At 60.8% G+C, this 22,544-nt stretch carries 20 protein-coding genes and 1 tRNA gene; 13 read left to right on the top strand and 8 right to left on the bottom strand.

Annotated features, from left to right (window positions below; genetic code table 11):
- Positions 1-59 precede the first annotated feature (59 nt).
- From ACWGXF_RS22810 to ACWGXF_RS22780, 7 genes are all read left to right on the top strand, one after another.
- The gene (locus ACWGXF_RS22810) at positions 60-521 is read left to right on the top strand and encodes a hypothetical protein (protein WP_256630089.1); all 462 of its coding nucleotides are present in this window, start codon (positions 60-62) and stop codon (positions 519-521) included.
- A 115-nt stretch (positions 522-636) separates the two neighbouring features.
- Positions 637-996: a hypothetical protein gene (locus tag ACWGXF_RS22805; RefSeq protein ID WP_256630088.1), complete on the top strand. Its 360-nt coding sequence runs from the start codon at positions 637-639 to the stop codon at positions 994-996.
- A complete protein-coding gene (locus ACWGXF_RS22800) occupies positions 993-2,426 on the top strand; it encodes a TolC family protein (RefSeq protein ID WP_256630087.1) in 1,434 nt (477 codons plus the stop codon). Before ACWGXF_RS22805 ends, ACWGXF_RS22800 begins: the two co-directional genes overlap by 4 nt.
- Before the next feature lies 1 nt (position 2,427).
- Positions 2,428-3,834, top strand: a complete 1,407-nt coding sequence (locus ACWGXF_RS22795) for a multicopper oxidase family protein (protein ID WP_256630086.1) — start codon at positions 2,428-2,430, stop codon at positions 3,832-3,834.
- Positions 3,835-3,849: 15 nt separating this feature from the next.
- Positions 3,850-4,332 carry a cupredoxin domain-containing protein gene (locus tag ACWGXF_RS22790; RefSeq protein ID WP_256630085.1) on the top strand — a complete coding sequence of 161 codons (483 nt, stop codon included), beginning with the start codon at positions 3,850-3,852 and terminating at the stop codon, positions 4,330-4,332.
- A 19-nt stretch (positions 4,333-4,351) separates the two neighbouring features.
- Positions 4,352-4,840 (top strand): DUF411 domain-containing protein, encoded by a 489-nt coding sequence (locus tag ACWGXF_RS22785; RefSeq protein WP_452102536.1) that lies wholly within the window; start codon positions 4,352-4,354, stop codon positions 4,838-4,840.
- A gap of 23 nt (positions 4,841-4,863) precedes the next feature.
- On the top strand, positions 4,864-5,232 hold the full coding sequence (locus tag ACWGXF_RS22780) for a copper-binding protein (protein ID WP_054075381.1): 369 nt from the start codon (positions 4,864-4,866) through the stop codon (positions 5,230-5,232).
- Positions 5,233-5,289: 57 nt separating this feature from the next.
- On the opposite strand, the gene ACWGXF_RS22775 is transcribed toward ACWGXF_RS22780, so the two are convergent.
- Together ACWGXF_RS22775 and ACWGXF_RS22770 are read right to left on the bottom strand one after the other, a co-directional pair.
- Positions 5,290-5,799: an ankyrin repeat domain-containing protein gene (locus tag ACWGXF_RS22775; RefSeq protein ID WP_256630084.1), complete on the bottom strand. Its 510-nt coding sequence runs from the start codon at positions 5,797-5,799 to the stop codon at positions 5,290-5,292.
- A gap of 1 nt (position 5,800) precedes the next feature.
- Positions 5,801-6,778, bottom strand: coding sequence for an SMI1/KNR4 family protein (locus ACWGXF_RS22770; protein WP_452102535.1), 978 nt, complete (start codon positions 6,776-6,778; stop codon positions 5,801-5,803).
- A gap of 64 nt (positions 6,779-6,842) precedes the next feature.
- Between ACWGXF_RS22770 and ACWGXF_RS22765 the strand changes: the two genes are divergently transcribed.
- Positions 6,843-8,045 (top strand): leucine-rich repeat-containing protein kinase family protein, encoded by a 1,203-nt coding sequence (locus ACWGXF_RS22765; protein WP_452102534.1) that lies wholly within the window; start codon positions 6,843-6,845, stop codon positions 8,043-8,045.
- A gap of 3 nt (positions 8,046-8,048) precedes the next feature.
- On the opposite strand, the gene ACWGXF_RS22760 is transcribed toward ACWGXF_RS22765, so the two are convergent.
- Together ACWGXF_RS22760 and ACWGXF_RS22755 are read right to left on the bottom strand one after the other, a co-directional pair.
- Positions 8,049-8,891: a MetQ/NlpA family ABC transporter substrate-binding protein gene (locus ACWGXF_RS22760; protein ID WP_054075380.1), complete on the bottom strand. Its 843-nt coding sequence runs from the start codon at positions 8,889-8,891 to the stop codon at positions 8,049-8,051.
- A gap of 207 nt (positions 8,892-9,098) precedes the next feature.
- Entirely contained in the window at positions 9,099-9,935 is an 837-nt protein-coding gene (locus ACWGXF_RS22755) for a MetQ/NlpA family ABC transporter substrate-binding protein (protein WP_034359209.1), read from the bottom strand.
- A gap of 162 nt (positions 9,936-10,097) precedes the next feature.
- Between ACWGXF_RS22755 and ACWGXF_RS22750 the strand changes: the two genes are divergently transcribed.
- Positions 10,098-11,135 carry a P1 family peptidase gene (locus tag ACWGXF_RS22750; RefSeq protein WP_256630081.1) on the top strand — a complete coding sequence of 346 codons (1,038 nt, stop codon included), beginning with the start codon at positions 10,098-10,100 and terminating at the stop codon, positions 11,133-11,135.
- Here the strand turns inward: ACWGXF_RS22750 and ACWGXF_RS22745 are convergent.
- The gene (locus ACWGXF_RS22745; RefSeq protein WP_256630080.1) at positions 11,132-13,435 is read right to left on the bottom strand and encodes a DUF1631 family protein; all 2,304 of its coding nucleotides are present in this window, start codon (positions 13,433-13,435) and stop codon (positions 11,132-11,134) included. The two genes, ACWGXF_RS22750 and ACWGXF_RS22745, sit on opposite strands and share 4 nt — an antisense overlap.
- Positions 13,436-13,483: 48 nt before the next feature.
- On the bottom strand, positions 13,484-15,145 hold the full coding sequence (gene ettA, locus ACWGXF_RS22740; RefSeq protein WP_003063408.1) for an energy-dependent translational throttle protein EttA: 1,662 nt from the start codon (positions 15,143-15,145) through the stop codon (positions 13,484-13,486).
- Positions 15,146-15,409: 264 nt separating this feature from the next.
- On the opposite strand from ettA, the gene ACWGXF_RS22735 reads away from it, so the two are divergent.
- Both ACWGXF_RS22735 and ACWGXF_RS22730 read left to right on the top strand, forming a co-directional pair.
- Positions 15,410-17,251 (top strand): DEAD/DEAH box helicase, encoded by a 1,842-nt coding sequence (locus ACWGXF_RS22735; RefSeq protein WP_039050895.1) that lies wholly within the window; start codon positions 15,410-15,412, stop codon positions 17,249-17,251.
- Positions 17,252-17,464: 213 nt separating this feature from the next.
- A complete protein-coding gene (locus ACWGXF_RS22730) occupies positions 17,465-19,201 on the top strand; it encodes a M14 family zinc carboxypeptidase (protein ID WP_370466684.1) in 1,737 nt (578 codons plus the stop codon).
- Between the two features lie 107 nt (positions 19,202-19,308).
- Here ACWGXF_RS22730 and ACWGXF_RS22725 read toward each other — a convergent pair.
- A tRNA-Arg gene (locus ACWGXF_RS22725) sits at positions 19,309-19,385 on the bottom strand.
- A gap of 424 nt (positions 19,386-19,809) precedes the next feature.
- Between ACWGXF_RS22725 and ACWGXF_RS22720 the strand changes: the two genes are divergently transcribed.
- Together ACWGXF_RS22720 and ACWGXF_RS22715 are read left to right on the top strand one after the other, a co-directional pair.
- Entirely contained in the window at positions 19,810-20,007 is a 198-nt protein-coding gene (locus tag ACWGXF_RS22720; protein ID WP_452102533.1) for a thermonuclease family protein, read from the top strand.
- A gap of 431 nt (positions 20,008-20,438) precedes the next feature.
- On the top strand, positions 20,439-21,773 hold the full coding sequence (locus ACWGXF_RS22715) for a hypothetical protein (RefSeq protein WP_452102532.1): 1,335 nt from the start codon (positions 20,439-20,441) through the stop codon (positions 21,771-21,773).
- A 51-nt stretch (positions 21,774-21,824) separates the two neighbouring features.
- Here the strand turns inward: ACWGXF_RS22715 and ACWGXF_RS22710 are convergent, their stop codons facing one another.
- Complete coding sequence (locus ACWGXF_RS22710) at positions 21,825-22,487, bottom strand: SOS response-associated peptidase (protein ID WP_452102531.1); 663 nt, start codon at positions 22,485-22,487, stop codon at positions 21,825-21,827.
- Positions 22,488-22,544 lie beyond the last annotated feature (57 nt).

The raw sequence follows: 22,544 nt of genomic DNA, 5'->3' as shown, positions 1-22,544 counted from the left end.
ATTTACGATTTACTGCACCGGGCGGGGAACTAAACCCGCCCTTCGCTATCATTCAGCCCATGCGTCGCTTTTTCTCCTTGTTCATGATTTTGCTGCTGGCCCTGCGTGGCCTGGCAGGTGATGCCATGGCCATGGAGCAGAACACCAACCAGGCCCATCACATGGGACATGCGCTGGTGCAGACGCAAAGCCTGAACGAAGTGGCCGCCATGGCAGAGGCTTCGCACCACGCACATGCAAGCCTCGCGACCGACGCACAGCCGCATCACGACATGGCCGCGTCCCACAAGGCAGGCCCTGCAGGGGCCGTCAACTGCAGCGCCAATGCCGCCGACAGCGACTGCCACCAGCATGAAGGCCATTGCACGGCCTGCGGCATCTGCCACTCGACGCTGGCCAACCCCGAATTGCTGACACTTCACTCCAGCCTCCCTCTGGCCGCCCAGCCGGCCCATGGTGCAGCGCGCTTTGCCAGCGCCGCGCCTGCCGAACTCGTCAAACCACCGATTTCTGCGCTCTGACGCCCTAGGTGCGTCCGCTTTTTGATGGCAGCCATTGCGCTAGCTGTCTAGTTTCGAGCCGTCAAACGCTCAAGACTGCGGACCTTCTCCCGGTTTTAGACGACAGGAGTCTTCTATGCGCCACGCGCATCCTCTTTCTTTGACAGCCATGGCTTTGCTCATGGCCGGCGTCAGCTTGCCAGTCCTGGCCCAGACGCCCGAGCTGGCTCCCCCGGCCGCCCAACCCCCAGCCAAGGGCAACCGCGTTTTCGATCCCGATGCTCCCACGCTGGCGCTGCAGCACCAGCCACTTGCCGCCAGCGCGGCCATCGTCGCCCAGCCCGGTGACTGGAAGGCCGCCAATGCTGCCGTGGGCGAGTTCCCGCGCGGCCATGGCGATGTGCTCAGGTGGGAGAAATTCCAGGGCAATGCCTCCGGCCCAGCCCCGGACAGCGGTGCGCCCGCACATCAGCACCATCACGGAGTCCAGCCATGAAACGCCTTGCATTCAAAGCCGCGCCATTGCTCGCCGCACTGGCGCTGGCTGGCTGCGCCAGCATCTCGCCCGACGGACTGCGCGGCAACGTGGCCAGACATACCGAAGGCAGGCTGCCCGCGGGTGCACAACTGCCGTCGCCGGACGCGCAAGCCCTGCAGAATGCGCAGACCCAGATTGCCGACTGGCTCAAAACCCCTGTCGATGCCGACACCGCCGTGCGCATCGCCCTGCTCAACAACCCCGGTCTGCAGGCCCAGCTGGCGCAGCTCGGCATTGCCGACGCGCAGCGCGTGCAGCTCCTGACCCTGCCCAACCCCAGCTTTACCTTCGGCCGCTTTCGCAACAGCCACGAGCGCGAAATCGAGCGCCAGCTCAGCTTTGGGCTGGTGCAGCTCATCACCCTGCCCTGGCGCAGCCGCTGGCAGGGCTGGCAGATGGAACAGGCCACGCTGACGGCCGCCCAGCAGGTGCTGCTGCTGGCCTCCGACACACGCCGCGCGTGGCTGCGCGCCGTGGCCGCCGAGCAGGCTCTGGCCGCCAACGAACGCATGCACGAGGCAGCGGCCCTGGGCGGCGAGCTGGCACGCCGCATGGCCCAGGTCGGCAACTTCAGCAAGATGGACCAGGCCAGAGAGCTGGCCCAGCAGCAGCAGGCCGCCGCTCAGTTGGCACGCGCGCGTCTGAACGCCCAGCTGGAACGCGAGCAGCTGGCCCGCCGCATGGGTCTGTGGGGCGAGCAGTTGGCCTACAAGCTGCCCGAGCAACTGCCCGCCTTGCCCAAAGCGACCGAGCTGCGCGGCGGCGATGACGCCGAAGCCACCGCCCTGCGCCAGCGGCTGGATCTGGGCGCTCTGCGCCGCGACCTTGATGTGACCGCCGGCCGCCAGGGCTGGGCCACGATTGGCACCATCTTTGGTGATATCGGCGCCAGCTACAGCAACAACACCAGTACCGAACGCGCCACCGGCCACAGCGACAAGACCCAGGGCTGGGAATTCGACGTGCCGCTGCCGCTGTTTGATTGGGGCTTTGCCGCGCGCGGCATGGCACGCAACCAGGTTCTGCGCAGCGCATCGCTGCTGCGCGACAACGCCATACGCGCACGCAGCGAAGCCCGCAGCAACTGGCTGGCCTACCGCACGGCTTACGACCTGGCCCAGCAGCAGCAGGCCGAGGTTCTGCCCTTGGCCAAGCTGATGCAGGAAGAAACCGTCTACCGCTACAACGGCATGTTCATGAGTGTGTGGCAGTTGTTGGCCCAGGCCCGCAGCACCACGCAAGCGGTGGTGACCGCCACCGAGGCACAGCGCGACTTCTGGCTGGCCGAGACCGATCTGCGCCTGGCCCTGACAGGCACATCGCCAGGAACCACCCCCACCGTCAACACCAGCGCAGCGCCCGCTGCACAAGCCGAAGCAGGTCACTGATATGCAACGCCGATCCTTTTTCACTGGCGCTGCCACTGCAGTGGCAGCCGCCACAACTTCAATGGCCGTCAGCCGGGTTGCCATGGCGGCCCTGCCCGAGCCCGTCATGCAAGGCAGCGCCGACACGGCTGCGCCTTTGACGCCGCCCAACGGTCGCCCATACCAACCCGTGGTCACGCTCAACGGCTGGACCACGCCCTGGCGCATGAATGCGGGCGTCAAGGAGTTCCACCTCGTGGCCGAGCCCGTGGTGCGCGAGGTGGCGCCCGGATTTTTCGTCAATATGTGGGGCTACAACGGCCAGTCGCCGGGCCCCACGATCGAAGTGGTGGAAGGCGACAAAGTGCGCATCTTCGTCACCAACCGCCTGCCCGAGAGCACCACCATCCACTGGCATGGCCAGCGTCTGCCCAATGGCATGGACGGTGTGGGCGGTCTGAACCAGCCTCACATCCCGCCGGGCAAGACCTTCGTCTATGAGTTCGAGGCGCGCCGCCCCGGCACCTTCATGTACCACCCGCATTCGGATGAGATGGTTCAGATGGCCATGGGCATGATGGGCTTGTGGATCACCCACCCCAAGACAGCCCACCCGCTGATCGACAAGGTGCAGCGCGACTATGCCTTTCTGCTCAGCGCCTATGCGGTCGAGCCCGGCACCATGACACCGCGTATCAACGAGATGACGGATTTCAATATCTGGACTTTCAACAGCCGCGCCTTCCCCGCCATCAGCCCACTGGTGGCTCGTCAGGGTGACAAGGTGCGCATCCGCGTGGGCAATCTGACCATGACCAACCACCCCATCCATATCCACGGCCATGAGTTCGAGGTCACGGGCACCGACGGCGGCCCCGTTCCGAAGTCCGCCCGCTGGCCCGAGGTGACAACGGATGTGGCCGTGGGTCAGATGCGCCAGGTGGAATTCATTGCCGACGAACCCGGCGACTGGGCTTTCCACTGCCACAAGAGCCACCACACCATGGGCGCCATGGGTCACGACGTGCCCACCATGATCGGCGTGGACCACCGCGGCCTGGTGGGCAAGATCCAGAAGATCGTGCCCGACTACATGCTGATGGGCGAGCGCGGCATGGGCGATATGGGCGCCATGGAAATGCCTTTGTCCGACAACACCTTCCCCATGATGACCGGCCAGGGCCCTTACGGCCCCATCGAAATGGGCGGGATGTTCACCAGCTTCAAGGTACGCAAAAACCTGGGTGCCAACGACTACAAGGACCCCGGCTGGTACCAGCAGCCCAAAGGGACCCGTGCCTATGAATGGCAGGGCGCACCTTTCGATGCCAAGGCCCCCCGCCAGAGCACGCCCGGCACCGCTCCTGGTGCCGCCACCGTACGCAAACCCGAAACCGGCCCCGCCACGGGTGCACACACCCAGCACTGACGCCAGGAGACTCTCATGAAGACTATTCATTTCATAGCTGCCTGCACTTTGGCAGCAAGCGCTGGCGCTAGTTTTGCGCATGGAAACAGCACCCATGCCAGCGGTCCCGTGATCAAGGAGCAAAAGCCCTGGGGCATTGCCGCCGAGGCCAGGGAGGCCCGGCGCACCATCACCATCCAGATGACGGACGACATGCGCTTCAGCCCCAGTCATTTCAGCGTGAAAAAGGGCGAAACCCTGCGCCTGCGCGTGGTCAACAAAGGCCTTCTCATGCACGAGATGGTGCTGGGCACCCGGGCATCGCTCGATGAGCACGCGCAGATGATGCTCAAGTACCCCGGCATGGAACATGCCGAACCCTATATGGCCCATGTGGCCACAGGCCAGACCGAAGACATGGTGTGGAGCTTCAACCGCGCAGGCGAATTCGACTTCGCCTGCCTGATCGCCGGCCATTACCAGGCCGGCATGACGGGGCGTTTCACCGTCACCGAATAACGCAAGAAAGGAATTCCCGATGACAAGCACCAACCGCCGCCACGTTCTGCATCTGCTGGCCGCCGCTGCCGGCATGGCTGCGCTGTCAGCAATGGCGGCTGCTCCCGCCAAGATTGCCATGGAGGTCTGGAAAGACCCGAACTGCGGCTGCTGCAAGGACTGGATTGCCCTGATGGAGCAGGCTGGTTTCGCCGTCAAGGTGCACGACGTGGGCAACAGCGCCGTACGCGCCAAACTGGGCCTGCCTACCCGCCTGGGTTCCTGTCATACAGCCCTGGTGGGCGGGTATCTGGTCGAAGGCCATGTGCCAGCCGCCGATGTGCACAAGCTGCTGAAGCAAAAACCCAAGGCGCTGGGCATCGCCGTACCGGGCATGCCCATTGGCAGTCCCGGCATGGACGGCCCCGAGTACGGCGGCCGCAAAGACCCCTACGACGTGCTGCTGGTCACCCAAAGCCTGATGCGCAGCGATGTCAGCACCTCGGTCTTCACCAGCTATCGCGGCTGACCCCCTCAATTCAGGAGAACATGATGAGAAACCTCTTTCACACCACTTTGGCTGCCCTGAGCCTGGGCTTTGCGCTGACCACTCCCGCTTTGGCGCAGGATCACTCGGCACACGCTGGTCACGGCGCAGCAGCCGGCACTTCTGCAACCGCACCTGCAGCTCAGGCCGATGCATTGACCGCCGGTGAAATCACCCGCGTGGACAAGCGCACAGGCAAGCTGACGATTCGCCACGAAGAAATCAAGAACCTGGACATGCCTCCCATGACCATGGTGTTTGTGCTGGCGGACGCCAGCCAGTCCAACGACTTCAAAGCCGGTGACAAAGTGCTGTTCCGCGCCGAGGACAAGGATGGCTCGCTGATCATCACCCGCATCCAGCCAGCGTCCTGATGCAGTCTCGCCGTTGAGACGATGACGATGCCATGCAAGCATGGCATCGTCATCCCGTCACAACCCCGTGGACATTACTCCCGCATGGCCTGCCACGCGCTCCAGTACATCCCCGGGCACATCACGACTGCTGTACACCAGCAGATCATGGGCATTGCGCCCCTGCGCATCTCTGCGCCGAAGATCGATCCCGGCCGACCAGAACCAGCGCACAGCCTCCCACACGCCATGGTCCACAGCCAACAGATATGGGGTGCGGCCCTTGTCATCCCCGGTCTTGTCAAGGTCGGCCCCCGCCTGCCGCAGCACTTGCAGCATCTCTGTGCGCCCGTTGAAGGCCGCCCAGGCGGTGGCGGTCATGCCCGTTGCCAGACTCACCTGATCCAGCGGACTGCCTTGCTCCACCAGCCATTGGGCCGCGGCATCGTTGCCGCAATTGAGGGCAGTGATCAGCGCATTGAGACCTGTGCTCTTTTGCACATAGGCGATATCGTCACCGTCCCTCAGGCGCAACTCCAGCGCAGCAATATCGCCTTTTTCAGCGGCCTTGAGCAGTTTCATACTCATTTCAGTACATCCATTTCCTGATCAGCGCCCGCCCAAAGCGCTTTTCCAGCAGCACTTCGGCCTGCTCATCGCCATCATCCCGCCCCTGGGCCACGGCGTGACTGCGGCATAGCGACATCAATGCCAGCGCGTCCAGATAGTCGCCCACATCGTCGAACATACGGGTCAGCAAGGGGCTGCTGTCATGGTCCAGATACCAGACAGAGCCATCGCGGCGGTCAAAGCACCAGAGATTCCCATTGCCCAGGTAGTCCCCGAACACCACCAGCTCACTCAACTGCGCCTTCAAGGGCTGCGCCTGTTGCGGCGCACTCATCTCCACAATATCGGCGATGCCCGGGAACACGACTTGCACCGAACCGATGGCATCCATGTCTGCATCCGGCGCCATCAGATCAAAGCGCGGACTCAGCAAGCGCTCGGCCCAGTCCAGCACACCGAGCTGCAACAGATAGTCACGCAAGGACTGGGGAAGAGCGCAACCCAGGCGCCATTCGCACAGGCGCAGCTCGGCCCGGCTGAAGGGCTTGACTTGAGCCGGCTCTTCGTCCATCCAGGCATGGGCCTGCAGGCCTTGATACCAGTGAGCCAGCCGCTGATCGAACGAAGCATCGGCGAACAGCCAATACGGCTCGGGCACGTCGGCCTCATCCCACACATCATGGTTTTCTACAAAGCGCTGGCTGCGCCCAAACTCGGCCTGCAGAAAACAAGACCATGCCACCGCGTCCGATGGTGAAGGCCAGTGCATCTGAGCGAGCACCGCCACCGGCATCCACGGCACATAGCCCATGCGCGGCACCTCATTCGCATCACGCACCACAAAGCGCAAGGCAGGCTGTTTCAGCAGATCTGCTGGCGGAGACTGATTTGGCGCCTCAAGCTGGGCAGCGGCATCGGCAGGCAGATCCACCCAGTCGCTCAGCGCGAGTTCGGGCAATGCCTGCACCAGCGCAGGCAGGTCTTTGAAGATTTTCATGCAGGCATTCCGTGCATTGTGTGTTTTAGGTGCATGGGTGCGCAGGGCTTAGACTGCGCGTCCTATGTCGACGCTAGAGCAGTTTCACTCCGGGCTGGCCAATGGTTCACTGGCCCGCGCACACCATATCAGGCTCTGCGATGGGCTGACCGAGTTCCCCGCCGCGCTTTATCAGCTGGCCGATACGCTGGAGATCCTCGATCTGTCGGGCAACCGGCTCAGCACCCTGCCTGATGATCTGACGCGTTTTGCGCGGCTGCGCATTCTGTTTGCCTCGAACAATCCGTTCAGCGAACTGCCCCGCGTGCTGGGCCGCATGCCGCAACTCGAAATGGTGGGTTTCAAGGCCTGCCGCATCACACATGTGCCCAAGGACAGCCTGCCGGCGCGCCTGCGCTGGCTGATTCTCACGGACAACCATGTGCACCAGTTGCCTGAGTCCATCGGCCAATGCACGCGTCTGCAAAAGCTCATGCTGTCGTGCAACCAGCTGAGGCAGCTGCCCCAGAGCCTGGAGCATTGCCAAGCGCTGGAGTTGCTGCGCATGGCAAGTAACCGTTTCGAAGATGCTCCTGAAGTCATCTTCCGGCTGCCTCGCCTGGCGTGGCTGGCGTTGGCAGGCAATCCAATGACTCAAAAACAGGAGCTGGATACGCTTTCAGGGCATGGGATTGAGCCCATTTTTTATCAAAATTTGCAGATTGCCGGCAAGCTGGGCGAAGGCGCCAGCGGCCATATCTACCGCGCCAGTCTCAACGGACAGGATCTGGCACTCAAGGTTTTCAAGGCCGCCCAGACCAGCGACGGCACGCCGCAATCCGAACTGGCAGCAGGCATTGCGGCAGGACAGCATCCTCATCTGCTGACGCCGCTGGCGCAGGTTCTGGGCGCTCCTGACGGGCAAACAGCCACGGCCCTGCCCCTGCTGGATTCAGCCATGCAGCCGCTAGCCGGTCCGCCCAACTTCGACAGCTGCACACGTGATGTCTATGACCCCGAACTACGTCTGCAAACCGGCGTAGCCCACCAGTTGCTGCAAGGCATACGCTCTGCCGTCACCCATCTGCACGGCCTTGGTCTGCTGCATGGTGATCTGTATGCCCACAATATCCTGTGCAATCTGCAGACCGGGCACGCCGTGCTCAGCGACTTTGGGGCCGCTGCGCTTTTGCAGGTCCTGCCCGAAACACAGAAAGCGCAGCTGCAGCAGATCGAGCTGCGTGCGCTGCGCTATCTGGAGGATGAGGTTCAGGCTCTTGTCGGCTGAGTCTTACTGCAAGAATGCGGGCTTGGCATAACCCGCAAACTTGCTGTCCACCACGCCCTTGAACTCGGCGGACTTGTAGGCTGCAGCCAGATCCTTGGCCCATTGCGCATCCTTGTCCTTGGTCTTGACGGCCACGATGTTCAGATAATGCTCGGGCGTTTTTTCCAGCAGCACCGAATCTGAAAGCTTCAGGCCCGAGGAAATCGCAAAGTTGCCGTTGATGATGGCGTACTGTGCATCATCGAGCGCGCGCGGCAGATGAGCCGCATCCAGGGGCACGAGCTTGATCTTCTTGGGATTGGAGGCCAGATCCAGCTCAGACACGCGCAGCGGGTTCACGCCTTCCTTGAGCCTGACCAGCCCCGCCTGCTGCAGCAGCAGAATGCCCCGAGCCAGATTGCTGGCGTCGTTGGGCAGGGCAATGCGATCGCCCTCCTTCAGGTCGGCCAGACTTTTGCGCTGCTTGCTGTAGACGCCCATGGGCGCAATCGGCCCCTGTACCAGGGCCGTCAGATCCAGCTTGCGGTCACCCTTGAACTGATTGAAATACACCTCGTGCTGGAAGAAATTGGCATCCAGCGAACCGTCGGCCAAAGCCAGGTTGGGCTGGACATAGTCGTTGAACTCCACCAGGCGAACCTTGTAGCCCTTCTTCTGCAGAATGGGAACTATGCCGTATTGAAGCTGGTCGATGTTGGAGCCGGCCGTGCCGCCGATGACCAGTTGCTTTTTGCCGGCGTCCTGGGCTGCGGCCTGCAGGGCCCCCATAGCCAGAGCGGCTCCCGCCAGCAGGGTGGTGGCCAGAAGACTGCGGCGGCGGTGCGCTACGGAAAAAAGAGTGGTCATGCTTTGCTCCTCGTTGATGTACTGTGTTTTGATATCAAAGGTCTGACTCTGCATCCATGCAGAGGCCTTTGCAGTATCCAGACAGGGAGAGCAAATTCCAACCAATAAAAACCCATGCTCTTATTTGCTTTTCATCTAAAACCAGCAAATCCACGGGCATGAAAAAAGGGCCGCATCGCGGCCCTTGGCGTCTTCAGTCCAACTCCATCACTTGAGGAAAGCAGGCTTGGAGTAGCCGGGGAACTGGCTGTCCACCACGGCCTTGAACTCTGGCGAGCGGTAGGCAGCGGACAGATCCTTGGCCCACTGGCTGTTTTCGTTGCCGGTCTTCACGGCCACCACGTTCAGGTACAGATCGGGAGTCTTTTCCAGCACCACGGCCTCGCTCAGCTTCAGACCCGAGGAAACGGCAAAGTTGCCATTGACCACCACATAGTCAGCATCTTCGAGCACACGCGGCAACTGGGCTGCCTCCAGCGCCACAAACTTGAGCTTGTGGGGATTGGCGGCCAGATCCAGCTCGGAGATACGGGCCGGGTTCACCCCTTCCTTGACCTTGACGAGGCCTGCCTGCTGCAACACCAGCAATGCACGAGCCAGGTTGCTGGGGTCATTGGGCAGAGCCACCTTGGCGCCGCTCTTGATATCGGCCAGAGACTTGTGCTTTTTGCTGTACACGCCCATGGGTGCCACCGGGCCCTGAGCAATCGCAGTCAGCGCCAGCTTGCGATCCGTGGTGAACTGATCGAAATAGGCACGGTGCTGGAAGAAATTGGCATCCAGCGAACCGTCGGACAGCGCCAGATTGGGCTGAACATAGTCATTGAACTCGATCAGCTTGATCTGATAGCCCTTTTTCTGCAGCTGAGGCACTATGCCTTTTTGCAGCAGGTCATAGTTGGAGCCGGCGGTGGCGCCAATCAGCAGGTTCTTCTTGGCCGGGTCCTGCGCCAGAGCAGGTACACCGGCAGTCGCCAGCAATGCTACTGCGGCAGTGGCCAGAACGGCACGGCGGCTGGCTGCAAAAGAAAAATGGGCGGGCATGGATCACTCCTTGAATTGGATGCGCGTGGGCAGTACGGCTCTCATTTGTTTACCGAGCTGCAACAATGTGAGCAAGTATGACCCCTACACGGGCAAACCCTAAAGAATAAAAAACCATCTATTTATCCATAAAAACATATAAGAAATACAAGGAGTACTGGCATGAGCGCTTTTTCAACGATTCAAGATCTGCTCGCACACGAAGGCCATATCGGCCGTGTGCAGGGCATCTCCGTCGGCCATTTCAGCGACTCGCGTCGCCCCACGGGCTGCACCGCCGTGCTTTGCCCTCAAGGTGCCGTGGGCGGTGTGGATGTGCGCGGCGCAGCCCCTGGCACGCGCGAGACCGATTTGCTTCACCCCAGCAATCTGGTGCAGGAGGTCCACGGCATCATGCTGGCCGGCGGCAGCGCCTGGGGGCTGGATGCTGCCACAGGGGCCGTGCGCTGGCTGGAAGAGCAAGGTGCCGGCCTGAGTATCGGCGTGGGCCGGATTCCGCTGGTGCCGGCAGCCGTGTTGTTTGACGTGATGATGGGCGATATGCGCATACGCCCCGATGCTGCGGCCGGCTATGCCGCCTGCCGGAATACGGGGCCGGACTCTGGCACCGGGCGACCCGCCGAGGGCAGCGTAGGCGCTGGCGCTGGCGCCGTGGTGGGCAAGGTCTTCGGCCACGAACGCGCCATGAAGGGCGGCATAGGCACGGCCAGCTTTACCGTCGATGGCGTCACCGTAGGAGCCATCATTGCCTGCAATGCGCTGGGCGATGTATTCAACCCCTTCAACGGCGAGTTGCTGGCCGGGGCACGCACGGCAGACGGCCTGCAATTGCGCGGCACCCGCGATGCCTTGCTGGCGGGCGAAGAGCCCAGGCCGACTCTGGCCGGCAGCAACACCACGATAGGCGTCGTAGCGACCGATGCCGCTATCACCAAGGCCCAGGCCCACCGCCTGGCCGTGGTAGCCCATGATGGCCTGGCACGAGCCATCAACCCCGTGCACACCATGAGCGATGGCGATAGCCTGTTTGCCCTGGGCACGGGCCGCAGCGGCAAATCGCTAGGAATGATGACGCTGAGCACCTTGGCGGCCGAAGCCGTGGCCATAGCCACCGCACGCGCTGTTTTGCTGGCTCAATCGGTACAGATCGAAGGCCAGACGACACTACCCAGCCATCAGGATTTAAGCGCAAGAAGCTAGGCCATCGCCTCAAGTCGCCGCAACTGTCCCTGCGTCAGCAATTTATCCCGCATGCGGCGCGTCATGGACTGGGTGCTTCCGTCTTCGGCGGTAAACAGAAACAGGCTTTGCTGCGGGCTGACCCAGGTGAGCTTGGTGCGCAGCTGCTGGCGCTCGTTGCACAGCTCCACCCAGGTGCCCAAAGGCCATTCGGCAACATCAGCAGGCTTGCTCTGCCCCATGGATGCATGCCCCGGCATGGGAGCAGAGACAACTGCTTCAGTCTCGTCCAATGGAGCACTGACTATCTTTTGCGACGCTGTGGTCTTGAAGACAGGTCCTGAGGAATGGGTTGCAGCCTGAACCTGCGCCTCTCGCATCACGGCCACTGATGGCGGATCCTCGACTCTGTCGGTCAGTACCGGCAAGGTGATATCCAGTCCTGCACGCACGGTTTCTGAGGCGCCATCCAGACCCGCCAGCACGCTGGGCAGTTCACCGAGTACATCCACCCTGGCAAATTCGTCGGAGCCGGACTGGCCCGCAGCCTCGGCCGCATCCAATACCCGCTGCTGAAGGCTTCCCAGCCGGGCCGCCAGTGCGGCGATTTCGACATCCGTGCGGCCCACGCTGCGCAAGCCTCGCGCCAGGCGGCGCTGCAACTTGGGCGCCATGGCCACCAGCCGCGTCACATCCTGAGCGGCCTGCGGCGACACGCTCCACAGCAGGCTGGGCACCAGCGCCAGATAACCACCCGGGTCGCGCTCCTGCCCTGGTTCGGCCCGCTGCTGCGCCTGGGCAATCACACCGGCCCACGGGCCGGTCACAAAATCCAGAATATCTTCAGGCACACCCTTGGCACTGGGCAGGTTTCGAATCATCTGCGCCAGTTGCAGGGCATCGGGCTTGATTTGCTCGATGGCGCTCACAACTTGGCGATCGACCAGCCCCAGCGCCGAGCTCATCAGCCCTTGCCGCGTGGAATGCTCGACTTCGGTATGCTGGCTCAGCGCCGCAACGCGGCTCATACGACCTTCCGGCGGCCACTGCTCGCGCACAAATTGCAGCACTCGGGCAAATACATTGGCATTTGCCTGCCCTGCACTAGCCAACTGGTTCGCCGCAGCCTCTGCCACGGTGATGAAGTGGGCAAATCCCAGAGCAGATTCGCTGGCAAACCAGAGGCTGCGAGCCGTCAGCTCGTCCAGCAACTGCCGTGCCGGGTGCAAGCGATCCTCAAAGAAAACACCGTCTTGCGCCACCAACTGGCTCAACATGGGTTCAAGCCGCAACAAGACCCGCTGCACCGGCGGCAGCAGGCGGCCGTCGCTGGTCATATGGCTCATCATTCGCTGCAGCGTGCGTATCTGAATCAGAGCACTGGGCGCCTGACTGGGCTGTGGTGCGCGCAATCCCCCCAGAGCACTGGGTACCCAGGGTTGTTGCGAAGTCTGCAGCGCATTGGCCGAATACGAAGTCCAGCCTGGCTCCAGCCCCGAATCTTGCACAGGCGCGATAGAGGCCGGCTCGGTCGCCGGCCAACCCGCCAGCATGGAGTCCGTCAGCGACTGGGGCACGGTGCAACGCGAATCATCAATCCAGCGCAGATCTGAGGCCAACTCCTGCAATAGCCGCAAGGTCAGCAGGCATTGAGGCCGGGTGTCGCCGTCCGCGCCATAGCGGGCAGGCTGCACGCCATGCTGGCGCAGCAAATTGGCAGCACGGGAATATTCAGAAGCCAGAATCGAACCCAGCTGCTGCGACATGAATTCATGCCAGCAATCGGCCACTTCCGTGACGGGCTGAACAGCCGTCAACGACTGGCTCAAAGCGCGTACATAGTTCTCCAGCCGCAGCGGATTGCACTCTGGCCGAGCGGATTCAAGCCCCTGAGCGCCGCTCATCAACGCATCCAGATCGGCCAGCGCCAACTCGACCTGGGGCTCGACCATCTGCACCAGCTTGTGCTCGGCCTTGAGCTGGCGGCTGGCCGACTCGGCCATGGCCGCCAATGGCAAAAGCCGGCCAGTGACAGTATCCAGCGTCTGTGCAGAAAAGGAAAACGGTTGGCGCGCTGACAGTACCAGCGCCTCCAGCAAATTCTGCGGGAAGCTGCTGATCACCGAGGCCCGGTGCTGCTGCAGGTTATGCAGCGCAGCGCCGAGCACATCGCGCCTTATAGAGTGGAAACCCGTCGAAAGCGATTGCTCCAACGCATATTCGGTGCGCTGCAACAATCGCAGCGCGAATGCATCAGCGCCACGCACCACCTGGACAAGGCAGGTGCGCAGCACGGAAACGGATGCATGTGCGAGGCTCATAGCCCCTAAGAATACCCGCTCCAGCCGATGCTGGAGACATTTTGATGCTTACTTCAACGCCTTGTAACGCATGCGCTTGGGTGCAGCACCTTCCTCACCCAGTCGTTTCTTCTTATCGGCTTCGTACTCCTGGTAGTTGCCGTCAAAGAATACCCACTGGGAATCGCCTTCGGCGGCCAGGATATGCGTGGCAATACGGTCCAGGAACCAGCGGTCATGCGAGATGACCATCACGGTACCGGCATACTCCAGCAGCGCGTCTTCCAGCGCACGCAGGGTTTCCACGTCCAAGTCATTGGAGGGCTCGTCCAACAGCAGCACGTTGCCGCCTTGAATCAGCGTCTTGGCCAGGTGCAGGCGACCGCGCTCGCCACCGGAGAGGTTGCCGACCTTCTTTTGCTGGTCTTGGCCGTTGAAGTTGAAGCGGCCCGCGTAAGCGCGCGACGCCATGGTGAACTTGCCCACGGTAATCATGTCCAAACCGCCGGAGATGTCTTCCCACACGGTCTTTTCGTTCGCCAGTTCATCACGGTGCTGGTCCACAAAGGCCATCTTCACGGTCTGACCGATATCCACCGTACCTGAATCAGGCTGCTCCTTACCCGCGATCAGCTTGAACAGAGTCGACTTACCGGCACCATTCGGTCCGATGATGCCGACGATGGCACCAGCGGGAATGTTCATCGAAAGGTTGTCAATCAGCATGCGGTCGCCAAAGGACTTGGAGACATTGGTGAACTCGATGACCTTGGAGCCCAGACGCTCGGCCACAGGAATGAAAATTTCCTGTGTTTCATTGCGCTGCTGGTATTCGTAATCGCTCAGCTCTTCAAAGCGCGCAATACGGGCCTTGGACTTGGCCTGACGACCCTTGGCATTCTGGCGCACCCACTCCAGTTCCTTCTTCAAGGCCTTGGCACGTGCTTCTTCGCCCTTTTGCTCGGCTTCCAGGCGGTTACCCTTCTGGATCAGCCAGTCGGAGTAGTTGCCCTTGTAGGGAATGCCATGGCCACGGTCCAGTTCCAGAATCCATTCGGCCGCGTTGTCGAGGAAGTAGCGGTCGTGGGTAATGGCGACCACGGTACCGCTGAAGCGGTGCAGGAACTGCTCCAGCCAGTCCACGGACTCGGCGTCCAAGTGGTTGGTTGGCTCGTCCAGCAGAAGCATGTCAGGCTTGGACAGCAGCAGCTTGCACAGGGCAACGCGGCGCTTTTCGCCACCGGAGAGCTGACCCACGATAGCGTCCCATGCCGGCAGGCGCAGTGCATCCGCAGCGATTTCCAGCTGATGTTCAGAGTCCGTTCCCGCAGCAGCGATGATGGCTTCCAGCTCACCTTGCTCGGCAGCCAGGGCGTCAAAGTCCGCATCTTCTTCTGCGTAAGCTGCGTACACCTCTTCCAGACGGGCCTTGGCATTGTTCACCTCGGCCATGGCTTCTTCCACGGCCTGGCGCACGGTGTGCTCGGGATTGAGCTGAGGCTCCTGGGGCAGGTAGCCGATGGACAGCCCCTGCATGGGGATGGCTTCGCCTTCATACTCCTTGTCCACACCGGCCATGATCTTCAACAGCGAAGACTTGCCCGAGCCGTTCAGACCCAGCACGCCGATCTTGGCGCCGGGGAAGAAACTCAGGGAAATGCCTTTCAAGATCTGGCGCTTGGGCGGCACCGTCTTGGTCAGCTGATTCATCGAAAAAACGTATTGAGCCATGTCCGAATTGCTTTGAGTTACTTGGATTTATGCAAAAAAGTGTGCCGCTTTACACGGCAATCAAACCATGATTATCGGTGCATGCGACAATACCCCTCGCAACAGGCGTCCAGTTGCCTGCTGCAGCAGCACTTCAGCTGGGGACAAAGGAAGCGTTTCCAAGCTCCCAACACGCAAACTATATCTGCCTACAACTGGCCAGGCACCCCACGGGTGCCATGACAGGCTGATACCCCGCGCCCAGGATTGGCGCAATTGATCACAATGACATTTGAAGAACTGAATCTGGCACCCGCCATTCTGAAGGCCGTACAAGAACAGGGTTATGAAAACCCGACCCCCATTCAGGCACAGGCCATTCCTCTGGTTCTCGCCGGGCACGATCTGCTGGCCGGCGCCCAGACCGGTACCGGCAAGACTGCCGCCTTCACGCTGCCCATGTTGCAGCGCCTGGCAAGCGGCACAGCGCCCAAGAACAAGTTTGGCGGCAAGGGCATCCGCACTCTGGTGCTGACCCCTACCCGCGAACTGGCGGCCCAGGTGGAAGAAAACCTGCGCGGCTATGCCAAGTATCTAGACATCACCTCCACCGTGATTTTTGGCGGTGTCGGCATGAAACCGCAGATCGCCCGCATCGAAAAAGGCGTGGACGTTCTGGTTGCCACGCCCGGCCGTCTGCTGGACCTGGCCGGTCAGGGCTTTATGGACCTGTCCACCGTCGAGATGCTGATCCTGGACGAGGCCGACCGTATGCTGGACATGGGCTTTATCCACGACGTCAAGAAGGTTCTGGCGCTGGTGCCCAAGGACAAGCAAAGCCTGCTGTTCTCTGCCACCTTCAGCGATGAAATTCGCGAGCTGGCCAATGGTCTGCTGCGCAACCCCCAATCCATCCAGGTCACGCCGCGCAACACCACCGTGCAGCGCATCAAGCAGGTGATCCACCCCGTGGGACGCGGCAAGAAAAAGCAGGTGCTGCTGCACATCATCCAGGAAAACAACTGGAGTCAGGTGCTGGTCTTCACCCGCACCAAGTTTGGCGCCAACAACGTGGCCGAGTACCTGACCAAGAACGGCGTCTCCGCCATGGCTTTGCACGGCAACAAGAGCCAGAGCGCCCGTACCCAGGCCTTGGAAGGCTTCAAGACAGGCGAACTGCGCGCGCTGGTGGCAACAGATATCGCGGCACGCGGCATCGACATTGATGAACTGCCCAATGTGGTGAACTACGAGATCCCCAATATCTCGGAAGACTATGTACACCGTATCGGCCGTACCGGTCGTGCCGGCCGCGAAGGCAACGCAGTCAGCCTGGTCTGCATGGACGAAGAAGGCTTCATGATGGATATCGAGCGCTTTACCAAGCAGGAGATTCCGGTGCAGCCCATCGAAGGTTTTGGTCCTGAAGAAGGCGAAATCGCCGAGCCCATTGCCATGGGCCGACAAACCCTGTGGGGTGGCGCTGGCAAGCCTCCCAGCCGCGATGTGATGCAGGCAGCTGCCAAGGCAGCCCGCCAGGAAATGATGGAGCGCATCCGCTCCAACAAGACTCCCAATGGCGGCCGCGGTGGCCGCCGCCCTGCTGCCGCAGATGCCCAGCAAGGCGAAGCAGAAGGTGAAGCACAGCAACGCCCCGCACGCCAGCACAAGCCCCGCAGCAACAACCGCGTCAACAGCCAGCGCAGCCAGGGCCAGCAAGCTGTCGAACGCGGCGAACGCAACTCCGATCGCGGCACAGAGCGCAACGGCGAGCGCAGCAACTCCTTCGGCCCGAACGACCGTGCTCCACGCCCCCAGGGCAACAACGATCAGCAGCGCGCTCCCAAGCGCGGCGGCGCCCGCCAGTTCGGTGATCGCGAACGCGGCAACCGCTACGACGACCAGCCCCCCCGCGCCGATGCGCACCTGGGCACGCAGCAAGGACATGCCCGCCACAACGGCGCGCGCGGCAGCAATGCCGGTGGCCAGCCAGATCCAATGCGCACCAGCGTGGACAGCATGGCTGACCGTGGTCGCCGTGGCGGCTTTGGCGGCGGTCGCGGTGGCTTCGGCGGAGGCAATCGCGGTGGCAACCGTGGAGGCTTTGGCGGCGGTTACGGCCGTTAATCCACGGCGTCTATGGCTGAAGGTGTGAAACTACCTTCAACCCAACCTCCTGAAGGGCTGCAATCTCCAATATTGCAGCCCTTCTGTTTTTTCCAGCTGCAGCATCGCTGCGCGCTGACAGCCGACAGCAAGCCAGCCGACCTAATATGGGCTCCAGATGTGCGAAGCTTGAGCTTTCGCTCTTGGCATGTTCTTTTTATCTGCGTTGAACTTATGACATTTCTTACCAAGCCTGTTTTCTCTCATGCCAAGCGCACGCAGTCCGTCTGGACCCAAAGCATGCTCAAGCTGACGACAGTGGGCTCGGCAGTGCTATTGACGGCCTGTGCCAATGTGCAGCTGCCGCCCTGGGCTGGCATGTCAGGCCCTGCAACGGCCCCAGCCCCCTCCGCAGCAAGTTCTCCTGCCGCCCCTTCGGTGATCAGCCAGGCGGTTGCCCCTACGCCACAGCTGACTGCCCTGCCCTATAACCCGGCCATCGAGTCTCGCTTTACCGACCCCACCACTCTTTATGACACTCCAGGTCTGGGTAGCGGGCGACAGCAGTTCAGCACGCAGACAGAAATTTCTGCATGGTTGCAATCAGTGAGCAGCAAGGCTGGTAACGGCTCGCAACTGTCCACCGTCACTATCGGCACCTCTCAAAGAGGACTGCCGATTCAAGCGCTTATTGCGACTCAAGGCCAAAGCACCCAGGCAACAACCATCAACAGCAGCGGCAAACCCACTGTGCTCTTGGTCGGCGGCCAACGTGACGACGAACCTGCCAGCACTGAGGCCCTGTTGGTCGTCGCACGTGAACTGAGCCAGGGCGGCCTGCTGGCGCCCTTGCTGCAGCAGACCAACATCATCATCGTACCCCGGGCCAATCCTGATGCGGCAGGCACAGCCAGCCACGTCACAGCAGACGGCACAGACCTCGTTCACGATCATCTGCTGCTAAGCACTCCGGAAGCACAGGCCCTCGCCCGCCTGACCCGTAACTACCGGCCTGCAGCTGTGATTGATCTACGTGAATTTGCAGCAGCTGGCACGTTGCTGCAGAAGTTTCAGGCCGTGCAGCGCTACGACGTACTACTGCAACCCGCTGCCACGGCCAACGCACACGAATTTGTCAACAAGGCAGCACGAGAGTGGTTCAGCCAACCCATACGCAACGCTCTCAAGCAGGCAGAGCTCAGCAATGAATGGTTTTTTCAGCCCAGTGCTCAGCCTGAGGACAAATCAATGTCCATGGCCGGTTTGACTGCCGACACTCTTGCCAATACCAGCAGCCTCAAAAACTCTGTCGCTCTGCTGATAGCCAGCCGCGGCTCCGATCTGGGGCGCCTGCACATTCAGCGCCGCGTGCACAGCCTGGTCACTGCGGCAACTGCAGCACTGCGAGCCACGGCCGAGAAATCAAAAAACCTGAAGCAGGTCGAATCCTTTGTGTCCCGCGATATTTCCGCTCTCGCTTGCCGCAACACCCTGACCATCCAGGCCAAACAAACACCTGAGCAGCGCACCATCCGCATGCTGCAGGCCGAATCCGGCCAGGAAATCGAAGCCCGTGTGGACTGGAATTCATCGCTGAACATAAAGCCCGAACAAAGCCGTCCCCGCCCATGCGGTTACTGGCTGTCGGCTGACTCAGGGCGAGCCGTCGACCGTTTGCGCCTACAGGGAGTGCAAGTCATGCAGATTGCAGAATCTGGTCAGATGCTGGCAGAAAACTACACCCCATCCCGTACCGGCAGCAACACCCCCGTGCTGACGCGTGGCGCCATTGAAGCGCCAATGGGCAGCTACTACATCACCCTCAACCAGGCAAAAGCGCATTTGGCGACTGCAGCTCTCGAACCTGACACACCCTTCAGCTATGTAAGCAAAAGCCTGATTACTGCCCCCACGGACATTGCACGCGTCGTCGCCGCACCATCGGTCGTTTTTGAAGAAGAAATGGAATGAAAATATAGAGGCAAGATCGCAGAGTCTTAAATGCACTCTGCGCACACTGCTGATGCAGAAACAAAAAGCCCATTCACGCAATTGCATGAATGGGCTTTTTCTTCGCTTGGCCTGCCCGACAGGGATCGAACCTGTGACCCACAGCTTAGAAGGCTGTTGCTCTATCCAACTGAGCTACGGGCAGATGATTGATTTCACTAGGTTTTTTCGACTTCGTTGACACCTAGATTTGCGGAGCGCTCCGCATCGGTCATTTCTCGTTTGATATGACCGGTCGTTATTATGCACTGGATAGCGGCCCTCTTCGCCGTTGCCCTATGTTCGCCTCCACCCTCATCTGCCTTGTCGTCTGCAACTCCGAAGCGACACCCTAACTGCCCGATGCGGCGAGCCTGGGCAATACGAACAGGTCAAGGTCAGACTGCAGGGCATCGCCCCCCTGAACGCAAGCAGCGGATCGGGGATCGCGCCCGGCAAACGCTGGCCGAACTAACCCTCCAGAAAGAGGCTGAGCTGCGCTGCACCAAGATAGACCGGTACAAGCGCCAGGTGTGCTCAGTCTGAGTTACACCTGCATCAGGCCGCGCACTCTCGATGCAGGCCTGGCCATGATCATGCAAGGCATGGCTTGGTGGTATCGCGCCTATGCTCGTGAGCAGTCACCGCAGGAACGCGGCCAATATGAGTTTGCAGAGCAAGAGGCCAAGGCTCGAAAGATTGGCCTATGGCGCGATCCTGAACCAACAGCACCATGGGACTGGCGAAAACTCAAGCGCACGCAGCGTCAAGACACTCAGGTCAAGTAATCCAGAAATCCTCCATCTCCGACAGTTGGGCGATCAATCCGGCATACAAGTCAGAGTGAATGCCACAAGCATCGGTGGCTCGAAGGCACTTAAGCTTCACTCAGCACTCGTGAAATCCTGAAGACCGGCCTATCTGGCACAGCAGGCCAGAGGTGGGGATTGAAATAATTGCGGCGGAATCATCATCTATATTGCCTCTAGTTACTTTTAGTGGGAATTGTTACAGCCAAGGCAAGAGCAATCCTTCATCTTCGGAGCAGCGATTCATGAGACGGCGTAATTTTTCCCTGACGATGATTAGCGCCGCCGTGTTGGCTGGCTGCGGGGGCGATGACTACAGCATTTCATCGCCTTCAGTGCCAGCCCCTCCTGGAGAGCCACAGACACCAGGGGCACCACCACCACCACCCCCTGCGCCGGCCGGCCCCGAATTGGCCACTCCAACCGCTTTGCCTGCTGGTACCGCTTTTTTACAATCCATTGCCGCGACGGATGGTGACGGCTCTAGGGCACCCGGACAGGCCAATATTTGGGATCTGTCTTCAGATTTTTCTATCTCTGATGGAGGCAATGACCAGTTCGATGGTGCCCTGCACCTGTCCGTGAGCGTCGGCGGCTCGCCCGCGTCGTTCCCTTCGGATCAGACCTATGCAGAGTTGACGGCTTTGGGCCCCGAACTGGCGGCAGGGGATGGCGTCAAGACCGTGAGCTTCACTTCAGATGCGCAATTCTTGCTCGGCGCAGGATCAGCGTCGGGCTCCTACGCCTATCTGCATGTGGGCCCCGAGATTCGCCTACAGCAAACTCTAAATCTCACCGGAGCCTCTGGTGGCATCGCCTTGATATGGAGCGGCAAGAGCACTTTTTTTGCCCCCTCTGGCCCCTTCTACGACCCGAATCAATATGTTCAAGTCGTTGTACGTGACACGGCCGGAGCATTACTGGCCACCCTCTTCAGGACTAACTTCAGTGGAACCACCGGAACCTGGGGCTCCGCACCGCTTACTGCGTTCATGGGCCAGACCGTGGTGCTGTCTTTCGAGCAGCGGGCTTGGAGCCGAGATGGGATCTGGGGGAACACCTGGGGGACAGTTATCGATAATGTGTCCGTCAAGGACTCGATCAACCATGAATTCGTCACAAATGGCGACTTCGAAGCAAGCAATTCAGGCTGGACCGTGTCTGCAGCCAAGGTTGCTCAAAACGTTCGCTCGGGCGTCCGCACCCTCAAAGGACTCGAGGTGCAGCGCTCTTTCTTTACACAGCCCAACCAGTTGTGGGCCCGCACCACTGATGAGTTTCACAACCCAACTGCAGCGCCGATCAATGCTGTCGTGACTTACGAAACCAATCTCGGTTCAGACCGCTATGGCATCATCTATCCCACTCCGGGTGCTGCGCAGAAGGCGCTGAGCGCCTGGGACTGCAAGTCAAACGGCGGCTTAATAGGTGACCGTGACGTCGGCATTGCGTTCGGCACAGCAGACACTGTCGCCTACCAATCCGACACGGCACTCGGCGCCCGCCAAGGTGCCGATGACCTGCGCTTCAGCTTCGATATCTCAGTGCCCGCCGGCGGTACCATCACGCTGACAAACTTCGTCGTGATGACGGGCACTGACACCGGACTGACCGCCATGGACATTACGGCTAGAGCCACTCAGGTGGATACCCAGGTTGCGGACATCGCAAATAATTTCCGAACCAACAATGCTTATCAGCGGGGCTTGACCCAAGCTCAGTTGGACACGCTGCAAAACTTCTAACGGATCCCCGCTGACAAACAAATGAGTGCAAAGCGCAGCATGATGCTAATTTTAAAAGACTACTTCGCATACTTGGACAGGCGGTAGTTTCAAAAGATCCTTCGCCTCGTCAATTGTCCCAGCCAACCACTGATCAATGTCTTGCATCTCGATCGCAATCACGCTGCGCTTGTCCTGCTGGTCCGCCGGCAGCCTGGGATCTGGCTTGTGCATGCGACTCATCAGGGGATGTGAGTCGGCATTGATGGTCAGCATGGTGTAGCTCTCCACGAGCTCGCCAGACTTGGGATCATTCCAGCGATTCCACAGCCCGGCCAGCGCCCACGGCGCGCCATCGGCCCGGCAAAATCTCCACCATACGTTTTTGCCCGTCTCCCAGCACGGCTCATCAAAGCTCCAGGCGGGAATGATGCAGCGCTGGCCGCGCGCCCAGGGTGCCTTGTAGCTGGCTTTGCTGGCCAGCTCCTCCGAGCGCGCATTGTTGGTGCTGTATTTCAGCGTGCGCTCTTTCGCAAACCAGGGGATCAGACCCCACTGACCCGCCGCACCCTCAATGCTGTAACCCGGGTCATCGACCGCGCGGCGCAGAAACGGGCCAGGTGCCCGAGGAAAGATGTCGAGGCGCTCATCCTTCCACCAGCCCGGAGATTCTCGGCCAATGCGAAAGTGACGCTCTATCTCGATCTCTGAGGGAGTGTTATAGCGGTTGCACATCAGTCGCCATCGTTGATGTTGCCGCCGCCAGCGTACTGAAGCTCCTCGTCAAGCTCG

The organism is Comamonas sp. HJ-2 (assembly GCF_053615495.1).
The sequence above is the reverse complement of the archived record's forward strand: the minus strand, read 5'-3'. Positions and strand labels throughout refer to the sequence as shown.

Bases quoted from the DNA above. Each gene is read 5' to 3' on its own strand.
- ACWGXF_RS22810 (WP_256630089.1), top strand. From the start codon at position 60: ATGCGTCGCTTTTTCTCCTTGTTCATGATTTTGCTGCTGGCCCTGCGT.
- ACWGXF_RS22805 (WP_256630088.1), top strand. From the start codon at position 637: ATGCGCCACGCGCATCCTCTTTCTTTGACAGCCATGGCTTTGCTCATG.
- ACWGXF_RS22800 (WP_256630087.1), top strand. From the start codon at position 993: ATGAAACGCCTTGCATTCAAAGCCGCGCCATTGCTCGCCGCACTGGCG.
- ACWGXF_RS22795 (WP_256630086.1), top strand. From the start codon at position 2,428: ATGCAACGCCGATCCTTTTTCACTGGCGCTGCCACTGCAGTGGCAGCC.
- ACWGXF_RS22790 (WP_256630085.1), top strand. From the start codon at position 3,850: ATGAAGACTATTCATTTCATAGCTGCCTGCACTTTGGCAGCAAGCGCT.
- ACWGXF_RS22785 (WP_452102536.1), top strand. From the start codon at position 4,352: ATGACAAGCACCAACCGCCGCCACGTTCTGCATCTGCTGGCCGCCGCT.
- ACWGXF_RS22780 (WP_054075381.1), top strand. From the start codon at position 4,864: ATGAGAAACCTCTTTCACACCACTTTGGCTGCCCTGAGCCTGGGCTTT.
- ACWGXF_RS22775 (WP_256630084.1), bottom strand. From the start codon at position 5,799: ATGAGTATGAAACTGCTCAAGGCCGCTGAAAAAGGCGATATTGCTGCG.
- ACWGXF_RS22770 (WP_452102535.1), bottom strand. From the start codon at position 6,778: ATGAAAATCTTCAAAGACCTGCCTGCGCTGGTGCAGGCATTGCCCGAA.
- ACWGXF_RS22765 (WP_452102534.1), top strand. From the start codon at position 6,843: ATGTCGACGCTAGAGCAGTTTCACTCCGGGCTGGCCAATGGTTCACTG.
- ACWGXF_RS22760 (WP_054075380.1), bottom strand. From the start codon at position 8,891: ATGACCACTCTTTTTTCCGTAGCGCACCGCCGCCGCAGTCTTCTGGCC.
- ACWGXF_RS22755 (WP_034359209.1), bottom strand. From the start codon at position 9,935: ATGCCCGCCCATTTTTCTTTTGCAGCCAGCCGCCGTGCCGTTCTGGCC.
- ACWGXF_RS22750 (WP_256630081.1), top strand. From the start codon at position 10,098: ATGAGCGCTTTTTCAACGATTCAAGATCTGCTCGCACACGAAGGCCAT.
- ACWGXF_RS22745 (WP_256630080.1), bottom strand. From the start codon at position 13,435: ATGAGCCTCGCACATGCATCCGTTTCCGTGCTGCGCACCTGCCTTGTC.
- ettA (WP_003063408.1), bottom strand. From the start codon at position 15,145: ATGGCTCAATACGTTTTTTCGATGAATCAGCTGACCAAGACGGTGCCG.
- ACWGXF_RS22735 (WP_039050895.1), top strand. From the start codon at position 15,410: ATGACATTTGAAGAACTGAATCTGGCACCCGCCATTCTGAAGGCCGTA.
- ACWGXF_RS22730 (WP_370466684.1), top strand. From the start codon at position 17,465: ATGACATTTCTTACCAAGCCTGTTTTCTCTCATGCCAAGCGCACGCAG.
- ACWGXF_RS22720 (WP_452102533.1), top strand. From the start codon at position 19,810: ATGATCATGCAAGGCATGGCTTGGTGGTATCGCGCCTATGCTCGTGAG.
- ACWGXF_RS22710 (WP_452102531.1), bottom strand. From the start codon at position 22,487: ATGTGCAACCGCTATAACACTCCCTCAGAGATCGAGATAGAGCGTCAC.